The sequence below is a fragment of the Alkalihalobacterium sp. APHAB7 genome (assembly GCF_048323755.1).
In the GTDB taxonomy this organism is placed as follows: Bacteria; Bacillota; Bacilli; order Bacillales; family Bacillaceae_F; genus Alkalihalobacterium.
Genome location: NZ_JBLWFS010000008.1, coordinates 107,336 through 125,420, shown reverse-complemented (window position 1 = coordinate 125,420; position 18,085 = coordinate 107,336). Strand labels below are relative to the sequence as shown.

Below are 18,085 nucleotides of genomic sequence, written 5' to 3'. Positions count from 1 at the left end.
GTTTTAAGAAGAAACTTTCATGCAACTAAGGGAGAGATTTAAATGAAAGTAATCGCGTGTATCATTATCTTTCTAGGAATCGGATTTTTAACATTCGGAGGATATGAATTATATAAAGGCTATACAAAGCAGAATGAGTCGATGGCAGAAGCAAAAAAAATTCTAGCAGAACCGAAGGGAAAAATGAAGAGTGCAAGTGATATGAAGGTTGAGGATGGGGATGTAATTGGAACGTTGTACATTCCTCGCTTGGAAAAGGAAATCCCAATAATATCTGGTACAGATGAAGAGGAATTAAGCCGAGGAGTAGGACATTTTACGACTACCGCTTTTCCTGGTGAAAATGATCAAATTCTACTTTCTGGACATCGTGATACGGTATTCCGAGACTTTGGAAAATTAGAAAATGGAGATCAATTTGTCGTGAATATGCCTTATGGTGAATTTGTTTATGTAATGTACGAATCGGAAATTGTTGATGCAGATGATCGTACCGTTATACGCTCAACAGCGCCTAATGAGATTCTCACATTGTCGACTTGCTATCCATTTAACTTTGTGGGGGCAGCACGAGATCGTTATATTATTTATGCAAAACCTATGAGTCAATAATAGCAAACGTGATCCTTCTTTGGTTCATGTTTGCTCTTTTTTAATGAAAGTTCTGCTTTGGGTTTTGGAGTTTTTTAGGTGGACATATTGGTCATTGAACACCAAAAGGAGGGTTATATTGAAAGACGAAAACGAAGTAACAGGAACGAATGAAACGGAAGACACGTTAACCAATAGGCAGGGACATCCAGTTACGAACAACCATAATGTTCGTACAGTAGGAAAATTTGGGTCAACAAGTTAGCTATATATAATTAAAATTAAACCGAAGCCGATTGCTGAAATGATAATTCCAATTTGTATAACTCTGATCCTTCTCGGTATTTCTTCGTTAGTCTAACTAGGCCTCCTCGAACCAGTGCACCTGCTAAGCCCATGATCACAAAGATATATCATAACTATACTGCACCTAAATTTGCCCTTTCATAAGCAAAGTAAGCAATAGTTGCTTCAAGTCCAGCTAGTGACAAAGAGACAAACCATTGCAAAATAAACAGAATGGGAACCGGACCTTTAAACTCTTCTTGAATAAAATGACTGAATAATCATTCATTTCGTGTTACTATGATAAAAAGAAGTAAAGGCGAGGGGGAAGAGGCTGTGTTATTTAAAAAAAGCTTTGCCCAAGAGACAGTGAATGGAGTGCAGATGGGCAATGGTACAGTAGCTTTTAAGAGTGTAAAGCTAAATGTGCATTGCTTTTTCGTTGATGGTGTCTTAATTGATACAGGTGCTAAATCATTAGAAAAATTATTTGTCCCGTTTTTTAAACAATTGGATATTGAAAAAGTCGTAATGACACACTTTCATGAAGACCATACAGGGTGTGCAGCGTATTTACAAAAGGAGCATCAAGTGCCTCTATTTATGAAAGATACAATGATTGAATACTGCAAGAAAAAGGCCGATTATCCGCTCTATCGCCAATTGTTCTGGGGGAAACGCAGACCTTTCCACGCGAGCCCAATTGGTGATACCTTTCAATCTGCAAATGCAACATGGAGTGTAATTGAAACTCCGGGACATGCGATTGACCACCTTGCTTTTTTTAATCAGGAAACAGGACAGCTTTTTACTGGGGACCTTTATTGTCAGGAGAAGACAAAGGTTGTACTGCGGGAAGAAAGCATTCCTGTCATTATCGCATCGCTGGAAAGAGTCTTAACCTATGACTTTGATGATGTGTTCTGCAATCACGCAGGCCACTTAAGTAATGGACGAACGGCTTTAAGAAACAAACTAGATTATTTGTTGGACATCCAAGGAAATATATTAAAGCTGTATGACGAAGGGAAGACTCCAGAGGCAATTAATAATGAGTTGTTTCCTAGAAAATACCCAATAACGTTTTTTTCTGCAGGGGAATGGGACTCGATCCATATTATCCGCTCCATCATTAAACAGGAAACACTAGTATCATAAACTTTAGAATAGAAAAACGTACATTAAGTGAATAATTAAATAGACCCTTCCACACCTAAACTAATTTTTGCTTTATATTATATTTTCAGCTGGGAAAAACTATAAAAAAGTTAGCTTTTCTGGTTGGAGGGCGAGACATGAAAGTATTATCCATGATACAGCCCTGGGCAAGCCTTTTTGTTCTTCGGGAAGCTCAGTATGAAACGAGGAGTTGGAAGACAAATTACCGTGGGCCTTTAGCGATACATACAAGTAAAAAAATCCATAAGGCTGTATGTAACCATCGTGCCGTACAGTCATTATTAGCCAAGCACGGGTATACCGTTCAGGATTTACCAACCGGGCAAATAATTGCTGTCTGCCAGCTTAAAGAGTGCTTTAAGGTAATGGAAAACCACCAAACATGGGCAGTGTTAGAAGATGGACGACAAGTATCTGGGAATGACTACTTCTTAGGAGGTTATCCTGAAGGGGGCTATGTTTGGGTCGTTGAGGATATGTGTATGTTAGATCACTTTATTCCTGCTAAAGGAAAACTGGGGTTATGGGAGCATGAGGTCTATTTGAATGGTTAGAGATTGGCAAAGCGTCATTCGTAACGAATGACGCTTTTTCACGTATGCACCAACAAGTTATAAGCGTCTATAGAACTATAAAATAGATTAAGAATGAATGAACTTAAAGTGGAGCAGTGTGACTTTTTTCACATCTAACTTAGGTCTATTTTAGTATAATTTCTTTAATAAACTTACGGCACACTTTTATAAAATGATTCAATCAGTAATAGGTTCTCCTAGCAATGTGAGCGATCTTAGAGTGGGCAGAGAAGGAGAAGAAATATGAGGAACTTTTTTGGATTAGGTATCCACCTAATGAATAAACTTTCGTACATAAAGAAATTTTCATTAATTTTACTATTATTTCTAGTGCCGCTACTTGTCGTATTATTCTTTTTGATAGATGATGCCAATGACAGAGTGGCCTTTGCTGAGAAGGAAAGAGAAGGAATTGAATATATTAGTGAATTGAGTCAATTTGTTCAACTTGTTCAGCAACACAGAGGTCTTTCTGTAACGTACTTGCAGGGCGGAACCCATGTTAAAGAAGATATGGGACAAAGACAAGAGAGTATCACAGCAATTATTCAAAACATTGATCAAATAAATGAACGCTTAGGTAAGGGGTTACTTGTCGAACATCAATGGGATGACATCAAACAAGGCTGGACCCAAATTAGTTCCAATGTATACTCGTATAGCTCCGAAGAAACGATCAATGTACATAGCAATTATATTAGAGAGCTAGTTGATTTTCAGATGTATATCGCAACGACTTCGAACTTAATTTTAGATACCGATAAGGCTAATTCTTTTCTAGTTAGTTCATTATTAGAAGATCTCCCTAATATGGCAGAATATATGGGAATGTCACGTGCGGTAGGGACAGCGATTGTAAATAATCAGGAAATGTCAGATCAAGAACGTCTAGACTTATTGTTTAACATAAAGACAATGGAGAATTATTTACACTCGACAAGTAGAAAGTTAGAATTTGCATTTACAGCAAGTCCAGAAGTTGAAACACAACTTGCAGCTGAATATAGAGAGGCACAATTGGCGGCAGAAAAGTCTATTCATCTGATTGAAGAACAGATCTTAAATGCATCGTCGATACGGGTTGATACAAGTACGTTCTTTTCTACAATCACTGAATCACTAGATAACGTATACGTATTGATGAACAAAGGAATGGTTGTCATCGACAATCGCTTAGACCAGCAAATTAGTGAATTGAAATCGAGGGTAGCGACGGTTATAGCAATATCGATCTTTGTAACTTTATTAATCATCTATTTCTTTGTGTCCTTTTATTTTGGTGTTAGAAACACAATTACGCATATCAAGGAAAAAATGGAGCAGTTTGCAAATGGTGACCTTACAGCTAAAACGAGCTTGGAAACCAAAGACGAATCAAGTCAGATTGGGGAAGCTTTTAATAAAATGGCTAGCGAGTTTCAGGAGATTATCCTTAGTAATAAAGAGATATCGGAACAAATAGCGGCCTCATCTGAAGAACTTACAGCAAGTATAGATCAAACGACAGAAGCAGTAAAACAAGTAGCAACCGTCATAGAAGAGGTCGCAAATGGAGCAGAAACACAAGTAAGTAGCGCAACTGAAAGTGCATTAGCATCTGAGGAAATGGCTGAAGGAATACAAAAGATTGCTGAGGCATCTGGAACAGTATCCGATCTCTCAACGAAAACAACAGAAAAAGCGAAGGCTGGAAGTATAGCTGTTAATGAATCAGTGAATCAATTTAATATCATCAAAGATTTCGTTGGGAATGTGTCGCAAGTGATTAATGATCTGAGTAACCATTCGAAAGAAATTGGCAATATAACGAATTTAATCAATGGCGTAGCAGAGCAAACAAATCTACTAGCACTTAATGCAGCAATTGAAGCAGCAAGAGCTGGGGAACATGGAAAAGGATTTGCTGTAGTTGCTAATGAGGTACGTAAATTAGCCGAAGAAACGAAAAATTCTACTTCTCAAATCTCTAAAATCATTCTTCAAGTTCAAGACTTAACCTCTCACGCTGTAGAAGTAATGGAAGAAGGTACTTCGCAAGTCGAGGCGGGGACACGAGTGATTGAAAGCTTAGGGTTAGATTTTAGTGAAATTATGTCATCTATTGATGAAGTCAGTAACCAAATTCATGACGTATCCGCTGTTTCGCAACAACTATCAGCGAATTCAGAGGAAGTTGCAGCAACTATGAGCGAATTATCAAAAATTGCCCAAGAGAGCTCTATGAATACACAAAATGTGGCTGCCTCAACGGAAGAGCAGCTAGCGACAATGGAAGAAATTAATGCTTCAGCAACCGAACTAAGCCAAGTGGCGCAACAACTAAATGATATGATTAATCGATTTAGATTATAAAATATGGACTGTTTAGGGCTTGCGGGTTTCCGTAAGTAGTTCGATTTTCGTGGAGAAACTAGTAAAAAGTATAAAGAAATAGCATATCAATCATTGATATGCTATTTTTTCGTTTGAGTCCTTCATAGAGCTGATGAAGGACATTACAGGATAGAAATATGCTATTAACCAGTCAGAAGACTGCATTTAATGGTTAACTGGTCTTAATTAATACCGAAAATAAAGTAAAAGAGGCGGCATCAAGTTGCCGCCTCTTTAGGTTTGGAAAAATAAGCTTCATTGAAGGATAGGCCAATTGGTGTGACCGTTTCAGTCGAAACCTTTACTAGTAATTTATCCTTAATTCCTACGATCTTCAAACCAACCAATAATATGCTGTAAACGCTCTAAGCGGTGCTTCGGTTTACCAGAGCGTGAAAGGTTATGGTCTTCATCTGGGAAGCGGACTAGCATCGTTTCCACACCTAGACGTTTAAGCGCCACATACCATTGTTCTGCTTGCTCCATTGGACAACGTAAGTCTTGTTCACTGTGCAGGATGAGTGTTGGTGTTTTGACGTTACGAGCGTAATGTAGAGGTGACAGCTTGATTAGTTTGTCTACATCGTCCCATAAGTCGGCATGCCCATGCTGCCATTCAGTAAAAAAGAAGCCAATATCACTTGTGCCATAAAAGCTGTGCCAGTTACTAATACAACGCTGGGTAACGGCTGCTTTAAAGCGGTCTGTACGCGTAACGATAACGTTTGTCATATATCCACCGTAGCTTCCACCAGTCACGAATAAATGGTCGTGGTCGATGTAGTTAAAGTTTTCTAAAGCATAATCTACACCCGCCATAATATCTTCATAATCCATTCCACCGTAATCACCAATAACAGCATTTACAAAATCATGCCCATATCCATGACTTCCTCTTGGGTTAGTGTATAGGACGATATAACCTTTTGAGGCCATTAATTGCATTTCGTGGTGCAACCCATTACCATAAGCTGTTGCTGGACCACCGTGAATTTGAAGGATCATCGGATACGTTTTTCCTTCCTCAAATCCATAAGGCTTCATTACCCATCCTTCAATATCCCAACCATCCGTGCTCTTGTAGTGGAAGTTTTCAGGAGTGCTTAAATGTACCTCGTTATAAAGCTCTTGGTTCCAATCGGTTAGCTGATTAATGTTATTCACATCATTTAGATCCTGTGTTACTAAATCTCCTGTCGAATGAGGTGTAGCTAGAACCAGTACTGCTTGATCATCACTAACAATATCGTAAGAAGAAACAGAAGCGACAGCTGGAGATAGGGCCGCAGACACTTCCCCTTTTAGATTTACTTTAAATAGTTGGCAATCTCCTCCAACAGTAGCACCAAAGAAAATATGGTTGCTAGTAGAGTTCCAAATTAATCGAAGCTCCGCTGTGTCATACTTCGCATCCACACCTACCAGGTTGCCAACGGTATAATCAAAGTTTTCTGTTAAATTTGTTAAAGTACCTGTTTCTAAAGAAAGTAAGAGGACATTCGCGTTACCTTGACTTCTTTCACCACGAGTATGACCAGCAACGGCTAACCATTTGCCATCTGGTGAGAAGGAAGGTGCCATAATATATCCATTTCCTTGATAAAACAGGGTCTCTTCTTTAGCAGCCATATCATATTTCCAAATCGCAGGAAGGTAGCCCCACTCTTTATCTTCTGCTTTCGTTCCAATATAGAATAAACTTTTCCCGTCTGGGGAGAAACGAGGCTGTGAAAAGTCATGATCACCTTCAGTAACCTTAGTAAAAGATTTTGTCTCTATGTCAAATAAATAAACATGCTTGCGGTCATCGTTATAAATACCAACTCCATCACCTTTATAGCGAAGTCTAGTAATTACTTTAACATCACTTTTTTCTTCAGTTTTTTCTTCCTTATGAGAGGTAAGCTTCAATTCACCGGAAATCGTTAGGGCAAGCTGGCTTCCATCAGGAGACCAAGTGAAGTCTCCAACTCCTTGCTTCACATCGGTTACTTGAACAGCCTCACCACCATCAATATGTAAGAGCCAAACTTGATTTTTTCCTGAACGGTTGGAGCGGAAGGCAATCATGCTTCCATCTGGAGACCACGTAGGAGCCGTATCTTTTATTAATTTATCTGTTGAATAATGAGAGGTAAACTGTCTGCCGTTTCCGCTCAGATCAGTTACATAGATAAAAGAATAATAGCCATCTTTCTCTTTATCGACGTGAGTTAAAACATAGGCTGCTTTGTCTTTGTTTGGGGACAGTTGAGGGTCTCCTACAAACTTAAACTTACATAAGTCATCTGCTGTTATTGGACGTTTTGTCATTATAAATTCCTCCATATCTTTCAATCTATTCTTCTATCATAACATTTCGGCATTCGAAATAAAATAAAATTATTTTTGTATAATCAAAATACTTTTATATTTTTAGAAAAAGAAATAAACCATTTTACTGAATTAAGGCTGATATCATTCTATCAATCAAAATGCCCTTCTATCTTTTCATCTTTTAGAAATAAAAAACGTTCAGTCATTAGGTCTTCTTTTTCGTAAACTTCTTTTATGGGTAACTGTAATAGGTTTTGTTCGTAGTCTTTAAAAAAGAACAATGAAATTCCCCCGCTTGTTGGTTTTGTTCACTTTGTTTTTTAAATGCTAAAGTAATAAATACGTGTCATGATTAAGTGTCTTCAAACATTTTGTAGGTATACTAAATTTAGTTTAAACTAGAAATAATCAGAAAAAGAAAGAGGGAGAAAAAGGATGAAGTTTTTTATTTCAGCAGATATTGAAGGGGTCACAGGAGTTGCTACGGGCGTCCAGCTAAAAAAGGAAAGTGAATATCAGCGTTTCAGAAAGCTTATGACTCAAGATGTTAACGCTGCAATTGAAGGGGCTTTTAATGGCGGTGCTACAGAAGTTGTTGTTGCTGACGGTCATGGAAATATGTCCAATATTTTTATAGAGGACCTTGATGAGCGTGCAAGTCTTATTTCTGGTAATAACCGTGTGATGTGCCAGCTAGAAGGTCTAGACGATACATATGATGGAATTTTGTTTGTTGGCCACCATGGGCGTGAAGGTGGATCTGAACGTACAGTCATCAATCATTCTTTAGCCGGTATATGTGTAAACGAATTCCGTATAAATGGCAAAGTTGTTGGTGAAACGGAGCTGAATGCAGCGGTAGCAGGTGATTTTAATGTACCGGCCCTTTTAATCACTGGGGATGATGCTTATGTGGAAGAAGTGAAGGAGACATTACCTCACGTTGAAGCAGCTGTTGTCAAACGAGGAATTGATCGCTTGGCGGCTGAACTGCTTCCTCCCAAAAAAGCCCAGCAATTAATTAGAGAAAAAGCACAATTAGCGGTTGAAAAAGCTAAAAGTGTCGAGCCTTATAAAGTGGAGGGACCTATCACTTTTGAAATTGACTTTAAAGGGACAAACCAAGCTTTGATGACGACAACCATTCCTTCAGTGGAACTTATCGGTCCAAAGACGATCCGCTTTACTGCCCCGGATATGGTGACCGCTTATAAGCACATGTGGGGATGCGTCATTATCGGAATGGCAGCAACTCAAGGTGTTTTAGGACAAGCGAACGCCTAGACTAAGATAGGGTTTGAGAAAAGTAACAGCACACAGATAAAGTTAAAGCAAAGGGCCGAATTAGTAAGGCCTTTTGCTTTTTTAAGCTAAAACCGAATTTTTTATATAATGAAGTGTCCGTAAAAAGCCTAAAAACAGGCATTTTATTAGCCTGACTTCTTTTATGCGTCTAACAACAGATAGAAACATGAAAGCGTTTTAAAAAGAGACAAAGTTTGTTCACTGTTTCACAAACTTTTACATGCTAATATAAAGGTATGAAAGACATAAGGAGTTGATCAAATTGATTTTATGCCAATGGAAAGACTTTACTACCGACACTGAAACTTACTCACTAGAGATGTTTGAAGATCTTGTTGGCGATGAGTTTGAGGCGATGATGTTTGAAGAGGGGAAAACAATACCAACTTTTATTTGGACAGTAAATTATGTTTGTATTATTAATGAAAATTCCAAGCTCTATAACGATATATCGATTACAAAGATTCAACGAAATCCGGTTTGTGAGTAATGATTTAATGTAACGATAAAACAAGCATGTCTAGGGCGGTTGGTGAGCTAACACCCAAACTAACTCCATAGGTAACATTTTTTTGGAACTACTTGCTCAATGTTTCACAAACTTTGTATTCACTTTTTAAGGGGGACTTCACGTGGGAGTTTTAGAAAAGGAAGTAAAGAAACAAAATGATGTGACGAGTATGATTGAGAAATTGGTTGAAAACGGGCAGTCTGCACTAGCCCAGTTTATGAGTTTTGACCAAGAAATGATAGACAGTATTGTAAAAGAGATGGCTTTAGCCGGTTTAGATCAACATATGCCGCTAGCCAAAATGGCTGTTGAAGAAACGCAGCGCGGAGTGTACGAGGATAAAATAATCAAAAATATGTTCGCAACAGAGTATGTCTACCATAACATCAAGTACGACAAAACGGTTGGTGTTATTGAAGAGAACGAGCACGAAGGTATCCTGCAAATAGCAGAGCCTGTCGGTGTAGTAGCAGGCGTAACCCCTGTAACTAATCCAACATCTACAACAATGTTTAAAGCAATAATTGCTATAAAAACAAGAAATCCTATTGTATTTGCATTCCACCCTTCGGCACAAAAATCAAGTAGTCAAGCTGCGCGAGTACTGAGGGATGCCGCAATAAAAGCTGGCGCACCCGAGCATTGTATTCAATGGATTGAAACACCCTCCATTGCTGCAACCCAACAATTAATGAACCATCCTGGGATTGCACTTGTACTAGCTACTGGCGGGGCAGGTATGGTGAAGTCGGCTTATAGTACTGGTAAACCAGCTCTTGGGGTCGGTCCAGGAAATGTTCCATGTTATATTGAAAAAACAGCCAGTTTAAAACGAGCCGTTAACGACTTAATCCTATCTAAAACCTTTGATAATGGCATGATTTGTGCTTCAGAACAAGCGGCTATTGTCGACAAGGAAATCTATGAAGCAGTGAAAGAGGAAATGGAGAGGAATGGCTGCTATTTTCTAAATGAAAAAGAACGAAAGAAAGTAGAAAAGCTTGTGATTAATGAAAAGAGCTGCGCAGTTAATCCAGATATCGTTGGTAAAACACCTTATTATATTGCAAGTCTCGCTGGTGTTGATGTACCTGAAGATACGAAAATATTAATAGCAGAAATTAAAGGGGTAGGCCCAGAATATCCACTATCTCGTGAAAAGTTAAGTCCAGTTCTAGCTTTTTATAAAGTAAACTCTACAGAGGAAGGATTAACTCGGGCAGAAGAAATGTTGGCTTTTGGGGGACTAGGTCACTCGGCGGTCATCCATTCTGAAAATGATGGAGTTATTAAAGAGTTTGGAAATCGAATGAAAGCTGGGCGTTTAATTGTGAACTCGCCTTCTAGTCAAGGAGCAATCGGGGACATATACAATGCATTCTTACCTTCGTTAACTTTAGGGTGCGGTTCCTATGGACGTAATTCAGTTTCTTCTAATGTTAGTGCCGTTCATTTGTTAAATATTAAAAGATTAGCGAGAAGGAATACAAACATGCAATGGTTTAAGGTGCCACCAAAAATTTACTTTGAAAAACATTCCACTCAGTATTTATCGAAGATGCCGAAAATCTCAAAAGCGTTCATTGTAACTGATCCAGGCATGGTAAAGCTCGGTTATGTGGACAAGGTGTTGTATTACTTAAGAAAACGCAGTGATTATGTACATTGTGAAATCTTCTCAGATGTTGAACCAGACCCATCGATTGAAACCGTCATGAAAGGTGCAGAAATGATGCACAATTTTCAACCAGATGTAATTATTGCGCTTGGCGGTGGTTCTGCGATGGACGCAGCAAAAGGAATGTGGTTATTTTATGAGCATCCAGAGACGGACTTTAAAGGCTTAAAACAAAAGTTTCTCGATATTCGTAAACGAATTTTTAAATATCCAAACCTAGGAGGAAAAGCACAGTTTGTTGCCATTCCAACAACTTCAGGAACGGGTTCAGAGGTTACCTCTTTCTCGGTCATTACGGATAAAGAGAACAATGTAAAATATCCGTTAGCTGACTATGAGTTAACGCCTGATGTAGCGATCATCGATCCTCAATTTGTAATGACAGTACCAAAGCATGTTACGGCAGATACAGGAATGGATGTATTAACTCATGCGATTGAAGCGTATGTCTCCATCATGGCTAATGATTTTACAGATGGTTTGGCTATGAAAGCCATTCAGCTTGTATTCGACTATCTTCCAACAGCGTATCGTAATGGAAGTAACGAGCTTGCTCGAGAAAAAATGCATAATGCGTCAACGATCGCTGGAATGGCCTTTGCGAATGCTTTCTTAGGAATTAACCATAGTTTAGCTCATAAACTAGGTGCTGAGTTCCATATTCCGCATGGTCGTGCAAATACAATCTTAATGCCGCATGTTATCCGGTACAATGCAACAAAACCGAAGAAGTTTACCGCTTTTCCTAAATATGAGCATTTCATTGCGAACGAGCGTTACGCTGAAATAGCAAAAATGCTTGGTTTACCTGCTAGAACGACAGAAGAGGGAGTTGAAAGCTTAGTTCAAGCGGTTTCTAAATTGGCAAAAGAACTAGACATTCCAATGAGTATTGAAGCGTGCGGTGTAACGAAAGAAGACTTTGAGGCCAAAGTCGAACAGTTAGCAGAGCGTGCGTTTGAAGATCAATGTACAACAGCGAATCCAAAGCTGCCATTAGTCACTGAGTTAGCAGAGATTTACCAAAATGCATTTAAAGGTATGTAGAGTAACTTCTTCTAATTAAAAGAATGTAAACAGCATGAAAAATTCCTAAAGCACCGGTTAAGAAATTAGAAATCTGATTTCTTAACCGGCTTTTGTTGCTAATTAAAGCTTAAATGAATGGGGATATGTAAATGACCACTATAGTATTCTTAACAAATACTTCACAAAGAGACAGTTGAAATTTATATATAAGTGAAATATCATATAAGTAAATACTTATATGATCGAGTTCCATAGTATTTAGCACCGGAATAATATTGAGGAATGGTTTAAAACTAAATCTCATAATAAAATCCGTTACATATATAAGTATATTATTATATGGTGATATTGATAATGAATTTTAGGGGGTGTTTGCATGCGAGTGTCAACTGTTGAAATAGAAAAAGCGGCCGCGATCTTGAAATTATTAGGTGATAAAACACGACTAACGATGGTTAAAATACTCGACTCCAATGATTGTTGTGTTTGTGAATTTGTAGAGATATTCAAAACGAGTCAACCTGCCATTAGTCAACATATTCGTAAGTTAAAAGATGTAGGCATTGTTCGAGAAACAAGAAGAGGACAGTGGATCATCTATTCCTTAAATAAAGATAATGACTATTATCCATTGGTTCAAAATCTGCTTCAACATCTTCCGAATCAAGATTTTAAATTAGATGAATTGGAAGAGCAAGGTTTACGGATTACATGTGAATAATATAAAAATAATAAACATGAAGGAGAGCGAGAGAAGTGAGTACAGAAAAGGAAGAGAAGCAGGGCATTGGTCTTTTCGAGCGCTATTTAACTGTCTGGGTTGCTCTATGTATCATTGTTGGTCTTGCGATTGGACAGTGGCTGCCAGCTGTTCCAGAGACGTTAAGCCAATTTGAATATGCCCAAGTATCCATCCCTGTAGCCATACTAATTTGGCTCATGATTTATCCAATGATGGCACAAATCGATTTTAAAAGTATCGTAGATGCTGGAAAGAAACCAAAAGGATTAGTTGTTACATTAGTAGTCAATTGGATTATCAAACCTTTTACGATGTTTTTCTTTGCCTGGTTGTTCTTTAAAGTAATTTTTTCACCATTTATTTCGGGTGACCTGGCAACGGAGTACATTGCTGGTGCCGTTTTGTTAGGTGCGGCTCCGTGTACAGCGATGGTGTTTGTATGGAGCTATTTAACAAGGGGAGATGCAAGTTATACACTAATTCAAGTTTCAGTAAATGATTTGATCTTAATTTTTGCCTATGGCCCTATCGTCATGTTTTTACTACGCATTAACAATGTGATTGTTCCATATGAAACAGTCATCTTGTCTGTTGTATTGTTTATTGTTGTTCCTTTAGTTGCGGGATATATTTCTCGCGTTTTATTAATAAAAAATAAAGGAAAAGAATGGTTTGAACAGGTCTATTTAAAGAGAGCTGGAAAATTTACAATGGTTGGTTTATTACTCACGTTGATCATTATTTTTTCTTTCCAAGGTGATGTTATTTTAAATAATCCATTTCATATCGGTCTAATTGCTATTCCGTTAATCATTCAAACCTTCTTTATATTTATTATTGCCTACTTCTGGGCAAGGAAGTGGCGTCTTGAGCATAGTGTCGCGGCCCCTGCTGCTATGATTGGAACTAGTAATTTCTTTGAACTAGCCGTTGCCGTGTCCATTGCGTTATTTGGATTAAATTCAGGAGCCACATTAGTCACCGTAGTAGGTGTTCTTGTAGAAGTGCCGTTAATGCTGTATTTAGTCAAAATAGCGAACAATACAAAGCATTGGTTCCCAAGTCAAAAATTAGCAAAATAAATTTAAGAAGGAGTTTTTAAGTTGAGTAAGCAAACAATTTATTTTTTATGTACAGGAAATTCATGCAGAAGTCAGATGGCTGAGGGGTGGGCAAAGAAGTACTTAGGAGATGAGTGGAACGTCTACAGTGCTGGAATTGAAGCTCACGGATTAAATCCGAATGCTGTAAAAGCTATGAAGGAAGCTGGAATTGACATTACAAATCAAACATCAGATATTATTGATCCAGAAATTTTAAATACAGCTGATTTAATTGTTACTTTATGCGGTGATGCAGCTGACAAATGCCCGGTGACACCATCACATGTAAAAAGAGAGCATTGGGGCTTTGATGATCCAGCAAAAGCTGTAGGAACAGACGAAGAGAAATGGGCATTTTTCCAGCGTGTACGTGATGAGATCCGTGATAGACTTAAGCAGTTTAGTGAAACGGGTAAATAAGAGAATTACAATTAAAAAACCAAGAGAGTCTTCTCTTGGTTTTTATTACTACTGAAATCAGAATATGGGAGGGTATAAAAATGAAAAAAGTTGAAATTTTTGATCCTGCAATGTGTTGTTCTACAGGTGTTTGTGGACCAAGTGTTGATCCAGAATTAACACGAGTGGCATCAGCTGTTTATTCATTAGAAAAAAATGGATTTAATATAGTGCGTTATCAATTAACAAACGATCCAGATAAATTTGCTGAAAATCAAGATGTAAATCGTATTTTACATGAAAAAGGACCTGATGCGCTCCCAGTTATTTTAGTAAATGATCAGGTTGTAAAAGTAGGAAGTTATCCGACGAATGATGAATTTGCAAAATGGTTTGAGGTGAAACCTGAAGAATTAACTAAAAAACCAAAAGTTCATCTTTCTATTGATTTAAAATCTTCGAAGTAAGAAAGAAGGGAAATGATGTTTCAGTCTTTCGATCCAAAACATGTAATTGATACACCTTTTCTTTTTTTGACTGGAAAAGGTGGGGTAGGTAAAACGTCAACGGCTTGTGCAACAGCCGTGGCATTAGCGGATAGTGGAAAAAAGGTGTTATTGATTAGCACAGACCCTGCTTCTAATTTACAAGACGTATTTGAAATAGAATTTACAAATTCACCGAAAAGAGTGCCTTCAGTAGAAAACTTATATGCAAGTAACTTAGACCCGGAAAGCTCAGCACTAGCTTATCGAGAAAAAGTTGTTGGTCCATACCGAGGGAAGCTTCCTGATGCCGTAGTAGCTACGATGGAAGAGCAATTGTCAGGAGCTTGTACAGTTGAAATCGCAGCTTTTGATGAATTTACTGGCTTGCTAACGAATGACGAAATTGTAAACGAATTTGACCATATTATTTTCGACACCGCTCCAACCGGTCATACATTACGGTTATTGCAACTTCCAACGGCTTGGAATGGATTTTTAGAAGAAGCGACACATGGTGCATCGTGTTTAGGACCTTTATCTGGACTAGCAGATAAAAAGGATCTTTATTCTCAAACAGTTGATGTTCTTTCAGATCCTAGCCAAACGACTTTGATACTCGTAACAAGACCGGACGTTTCATCACTTTTAGAGGCTGATCGTGCATCAATAGAACTGAACGAGATCGGTATAAAAAAGCAGGTACTCATCGTTAACGGTCTCCTCTTGAACCATGTCAAAGAAGATGAAGTATCATTGGCCTTTTATCAGCGGCAAAGAAAGGCATTAGAACAAATGCCTAATCATTTAGGACAAACAGCGATTTACTCCTTACCATTTGTATCTTATTCATTAACCGGTGTGGAAAACCTTCGGAGAATTTTCAAACCAGATGATTTGACAGTAAAAGAGTTAGTAAGCGATTTAGAATTAAATCATCTTTTAAGGTTGGATGATGCGATTAATGATTTTTCATCTACAAATACAAGGCTTATATTTACAATGGGTAAAGGTGGTGTTGGAAAGACAACAGTTGCCTCTGCAATTGCTGTTGGTTTAGTTGAAAAAGGACATCGCGTCCATTTAACAACGACAGACCCAGCTGCCCACTTACAGTATCATTTCCAGGACAAAGATCTCAATCAAAATTTAACTATTAGTAGGATCGATCCAAAAGAGGAAGTAGAGAACTATAAAGCTGATGTTTTAGCAAACGCCGAAAAAGAGTTAGATGACGATGGTTTGGCGTATTTGAAGGAAGACCTAAATTCACCTTGCACAGAAGAAATTGCCGTATTCCGAGCATTTGCTGAAGTAGTGGCCAGATCAGTAGATGAAATAGTTGTAATTGATACTGCTCCAACCGGACATACCTTATTATTATTAGATGCGGCTCAGTCATATAGTAAAGAAATTGCTAGGTCGACAGGGGAAGTACCAGAAAGTGTCAAAAAATTGCTTCCTCAAATTAGAAATCCTGAACAGACAGCTGTAGTTATTGTGACCTTGGCAGAAGCGACACCTGTTTTAGAAGCTTCTCGTTTACAAGACGATCTAAAACGCGCTCACATTCGTCCGAAATGGTGGATCATTAATCAAAGTTTATTAGCCACTAATACAAAAGACCCTGTGTTAAGAGGTAAGGCTGTTTCAGAAAAGGAATGGATTCAACAGGTAAGAGAAAAAGAGGCTGAGAAGTGTGCAATTATTCCTTGGCTGAATGAAGAAAAGGTAGGGTATGACAAGTTAAAAGATTATATTAGCTAGTAGTGGATGTTAATTGGAAGATAAATTGTTAATAAGAAAGAGCATAGCTAGTGCACGCCTAGTTTAGGTACGCATTGGTTGTGCTCTTTTCCATATGGGAAAGGTATAAAGTGTTGGAAGAAACAGACAATAAAAGAGCTTTAAAGTTTGGAACTAGAATGAGATAACTGTAAAATCATCATATAGTTAAATTGAATAAAAATTCGAAAGAAGAGAAGGAGAGTATGATGACCGAAAGAATAGCAATGCAAGAAGCAGGCTGGAATTTAGACAATAGTTATGCAAGTCTACCGAAACCTTTTTTTTCAACCATCGATGTAAATCCTGTTCGTTCACCTGAATTAGTTATTCTCAATGAAGAATTAGCTACCTCTCTAGGATTAAAAGCAGAGGAGTTAAAAGGAGTTGATGCTGTAGCGGTGTTTGCAGGTAATGCGATGCCTGAAGGCTCAATCCCTCTTGCTCAAGCTTATGCGGGGCATCAGTTTGGACATTTTACGATGCTAGGAGATGGAAGGGCTCTTTTAGTTGGTGAACAGATGACTTCGAGTGGTGAGCGTTTTGATATTCAGCTTAAGGGCTCGGGGAGAACACCTTATTCCCGCGGGGGGGACGGTCGAGCGGCACTTGGACCGATGCTACGCGAATATATCATGAGCGAAGCGATGCATGCACTTGGTATCCCCACCACCCGTAGCTTAGCGGTGGTAACAACAGGTGAGTTCGTCATTCGTGAAACAGATTTACCTGGTGCCATCTTGACTCGCGTTGCTGCTAGTCACCTGCGAGTTGGAACCTTTCAATATGCCGCTAAATGGGGAGCGGTTGATGATATAAGAGCGTTAGCTGATTATACAATAGAACGACATTACCCAAATGTTAATAATGACTCTAACCGTTATCTTTCGCTTCTTCGCGAAGTGATTAAGCGACAGGCGAGTTTAATTACAAAATGGCAAATGGTTGGATTTATTCATGGGGTGATGAATACAGACAACATGACGATTTGTGGGGAAACGATTGATTATGGACCATGTGCTTTCATGGATACTTATGATCCGGATACCGTATTTAGCTCAATTGACAGACAAGGTCGTTATGCTTATGGTAACCAACCTTATATTGGAGGTTGGAATTTAGCTAGATTTGCTGAAACACTTTTACCACTTTTACATGATGACCAAGAAGAGGCTGTCAAACTCGCCCAAAAGGAAATATCAGGTTTTACCGAGTTGTATACGGCCAATTGGCTGGCTGGAATGCGAGCGAAGTTAGGATTGTTTCATGAGGAAGAAGAGGATGAAACACTGATTGAAGGCCTCCTCAGTATTATGAAGGAGTATCGTGCTGATTTTACAAATACATTCCGCGCATTAACGTTCGATCAGCTAGAGGACACAGACTTATCCGGTAAAAAAGAATTTGATCAATGGTATGAACTGTGGCAAGCGAGACTTGGCAAACAGGATGAAGCCAAAGAGGCTTCACACGAATTGATGAAGACGAACAATCCTGCAATCATTCCTCGTAACCATCGAGTAGAGGAAGCGTTAGAAGCAGCAGTGGAACGTGAGGATTACAGTGTGATGGAGAAACTTCTTAAGGCGCTATCTAAACCGTATGAGCATTCTTGTGAACAAGCGGAATATAGTACGTTGCCTGATCCAGCGAGTCATCCTTACCGTACATTTTGCGGGACTTGATCTAGAAGACGTGGAGAAAAATGTAATCTAGAAATGATGAAGCC

15 protein-coding genes and 2 pseudogenes are annotated in these 18,085 nt (G+C 38.5%); 14 read left to right on the top strand and 3 right to left on the bottom strand.

The window, feature by feature from the left end:
• The first annotated feature begins 42 nt into the window (after positions 1 to 42).
• Together ACNSTQ_RS10545 and ACNSTQ_RS10540 are read left to right on the top strand one after the other, a co-directional pair.
• Positions 43 to 612, top strand: coding sequence for a class D sortase (locus ACNSTQ_RS10545; RefSeq protein WP_418199795.1), 570 nt, complete (start codon positions 43 to 45; stop codon positions 610 to 612).
• 94 nt (positions 613 to 706) lie between these two features.
• Positions 707 to 853 (top strand): annotated as a pseudogene (locus ACNSTQ_RS10540) (hypothetical protein); the annotation flags it as partial.
• Positions 854 to 858: 5 nt separating this feature from the next.
• Here the strand turns inward: ACNSTQ_RS10540 and ACNSTQ_RS10535 are convergent.
• Positions 859 to 1,124 (bottom strand): annotated as a pseudogene (locus ACNSTQ_RS10535) (tetracycline resistance MFS efflux pump); the annotation flags it as partial.
• Positions 1,125 to 1,212: 88 nt separating this feature from the next.
• Between ACNSTQ_RS10535 and ACNSTQ_RS10530 the strand changes: the two are divergent.
• From ACNSTQ_RS10530 to ACNSTQ_RS10520, 3 genes are all read left to right on the top strand, one after another.
• Complete coding sequence (locus tag ACNSTQ_RS10530; RefSeq protein ID WP_418199794.1) at positions 1,213 to 2,034, top strand: MBL fold metallo-hydrolase; 822 nt, start codon at positions 1,213 to 1,215, stop codon at positions 2,032 to 2,034.
• Between the two features lie 137 nt (positions 2,035 to 2,171).
• Positions 2,172 to 2,609, top strand: a complete 438-nt coding sequence (locus tag ACNSTQ_RS10525; protein ID WP_418199793.1) for an ASCH domain-containing protein — start codon at positions 2,172 to 2,174, stop codon at positions 2,607 to 2,609.
• 264 nt (positions 2,610 to 2,873) lie between these two features.
• Entirely contained in the window at positions 2,874 to 4,982 is a 2,109-nt protein-coding gene (locus tag ACNSTQ_RS10520) for a methyl-accepting chemotaxis protein (RefSeq protein WP_418199792.1), read from the top strand.
• Between the two features lie 339 nt (positions 4,983 to 5,321).
• Here ACNSTQ_RS10520 and ACNSTQ_RS10515 read toward each other — a convergent pair whose 3' ends face one another.
• Positions 5,322 to 7,316, bottom strand: coding sequence for a S9 family peptidase (locus tag ACNSTQ_RS10515; protein ID WP_418199791.1), 1,995 nt, complete (start codon positions 7,314 to 7,316; stop codon positions 5,322 to 5,324).
• Positions 7,317 to 7,468: 152 nt separating this feature from the next.
• Positions 7,469 to 7,600, bottom strand: coding sequence for a hypothetical protein (locus tag ACNSTQ_RS10510; RefSeq protein ID WP_418199790.1), 132 nt, complete (start codon positions 7,598 to 7,600; stop codon positions 7,469 to 7,471).
• A 154-nt stretch (positions 7,601 to 7,754) separates the two neighbouring features.
• Between ACNSTQ_RS10510 and ACNSTQ_RS10505 the strand changes: the two genes are divergently transcribed.
• From ACNSTQ_RS10505 to ACNSTQ_RS10465, 9 genes are all read left to right on the top strand, one after another.
• On the top strand, positions 7,755 to 8,603 hold the full coding sequence (locus tag ACNSTQ_RS10505; protein WP_418199789.1) for a M55 family metallopeptidase: 849 nt from the start codon (positions 7,755 to 7,757) through the stop codon (positions 8,601 to 8,603).
• 283 nt (positions 8,604 to 8,886) lie between these two features.
• Positions 8,887 to 9,114, top strand: coding sequence for a hypothetical protein (locus ACNSTQ_RS10500; protein WP_418199836.1), 228 nt, complete (start codon positions 8,887 to 8,889; stop codon positions 9,112 to 9,114).
• Between the two features lie 142 nt (positions 9,115 to 9,256).
• Positions 9,257 to 11,860: a bifunctional acetaldehyde-CoA/alcohol dehydrogenase gene (gene adhE / locus ACNSTQ_RS10495; protein WP_418199788.1), complete on the top strand. Its 2,604-nt coding sequence runs from the start codon at positions 9,257 to 9,259 to the stop codon at positions 11,858 to 11,860.
• A 358-nt stretch (positions 11,861 to 12,218) separates the two neighbouring features.
• Positions 12,219 to 12,563 carry an ArsR/SmtB family transcription factor gene (locus ACNSTQ_RS10490; RefSeq protein ID WP_418199787.1) on the top strand — a complete coding sequence of 115 codons (345 nt, stop codon included), beginning with the start codon at positions 12,219 to 12,221 and terminating at the stop codon, positions 12,561 to 12,563.
• A 35-nt stretch (positions 12,564 to 12,598) separates the two neighbouring features.
• Positions 12,599 to 13,666: an ACR3 family arsenite efflux transporter gene (gene arsB / locus ACNSTQ_RS10485; protein WP_418199786.1), complete on the top strand. Its 1,068-nt coding sequence runs from the start codon at positions 12,599 to 12,601 to the stop codon at positions 13,664 to 13,666.
• A gap of 21 nt (positions 13,667 to 13,687) precedes the next feature.
• Positions 13,688 to 14,107, top strand: coding sequence for an arsenate reductase (thioredoxin) (gene arsC / locus ACNSTQ_RS10480; RefSeq protein WP_418199785.1), 420 nt, complete (start codon positions 13,688 to 13,690; stop codon positions 14,105 to 14,107).
• 80 nt (positions 14,108 to 14,187) lie between these two features.
• Positions 14,188 to 14,553 carry an arsenite efflux transporter metallochaperone ArsD gene (gene arsD, locus ACNSTQ_RS10475; RefSeq protein WP_418199784.1) on the top strand — a complete coding sequence of 122 codons (366 nt, stop codon included), beginning with the start codon at positions 14,188 to 14,190 and terminating at the stop codon, positions 14,551 to 14,553.
• Between the two features lie 15 nt (positions 14,554 to 14,568).
• Entirely contained in the window at positions 14,569 to 16,338 is a 1,770-nt protein-coding gene (gene arsA, locus ACNSTQ_RS10470; RefSeq protein WP_418199783.1) for an arsenical pump-driving ATPase, read from the top strand.
• 227 nt (positions 16,339 to 16,565) lie between these two features.
• Positions 16,566 to 18,041 (top strand): protein adenylyltransferase SelO, encoded by a 1,476-nt coding sequence (locus ACNSTQ_RS10465; protein ID WP_418199782.1) that lies wholly within the window; start codon positions 16,566 to 16,568, stop codon positions 18,039 to 18,041.
• The last annotated feature ends 44 nt before the right edge of the window (positions 18,042 to 18,085 follow it).

Excerpts from the sequence above, each read along its gene's own strand:
- ACNSTQ_RS10545 (WP_418199795.1), top strand. The coding sequence starts at position 43 with ATGAAAGTAATCGCGTGTATCATTATCTTTCTAGGAATCGGATTTTTA.
- ACNSTQ_RS10525 (WP_418199793.1), top strand. The coding sequence starts at position 2,172 with ATGAAAGTATTATCCATGATACAGCCCTGGGCAAGCCTTTTTGTTCTT.
- ACNSTQ_RS10520 (WP_418199792.1), top strand. The coding sequence starts at position 2,874 with ATGAGGAACTTTTTTGGATTAGGTATCCACCTAATGAATAAACTTTCG.
- ACNSTQ_RS10515 (WP_418199791.1), bottom strand. The coding sequence starts at position 7,316 with ATGACAAAACGTCCAATAACAGCAGATGACTTATGTAAGTTTAAGTTT.
- ACNSTQ_RS10505 (WP_418199789.1), top strand. The coding sequence starts at position 7,755 with ATGAAGTTTTTTATTTCAGCAGATATTGAAGGGGTCACAGGAGTTGCT.
- ACNSTQ_RS10490 (WP_418199787.1), top strand. The coding sequence starts at position 12,219 with ATGCGAGTGTCAACTGTTGAAATAGAAAAAGCGGCCGCGATCTTGAAA.
- arsD (WP_418199784.1), top strand. The coding sequence starts at position 14,188 with ATGAAAAAAGTTGAAATTTTTGATCCTGCAATGTGTTGTTCTACAGGT.
- arsA (WP_418199783.1), top strand. The coding sequence starts at position 14,569 with ATGTTTCAGTCTTTCGATCCAAAACATGTAATTGATACACCTTTTCTT.
- ACNSTQ_RS10465 (WP_418199782.1), top strand. The coding sequence starts at position 16,566 with ATGACCGAAAGAATAGCAATGCAAGAAGCAGGCTGGAATTTAGACAAT.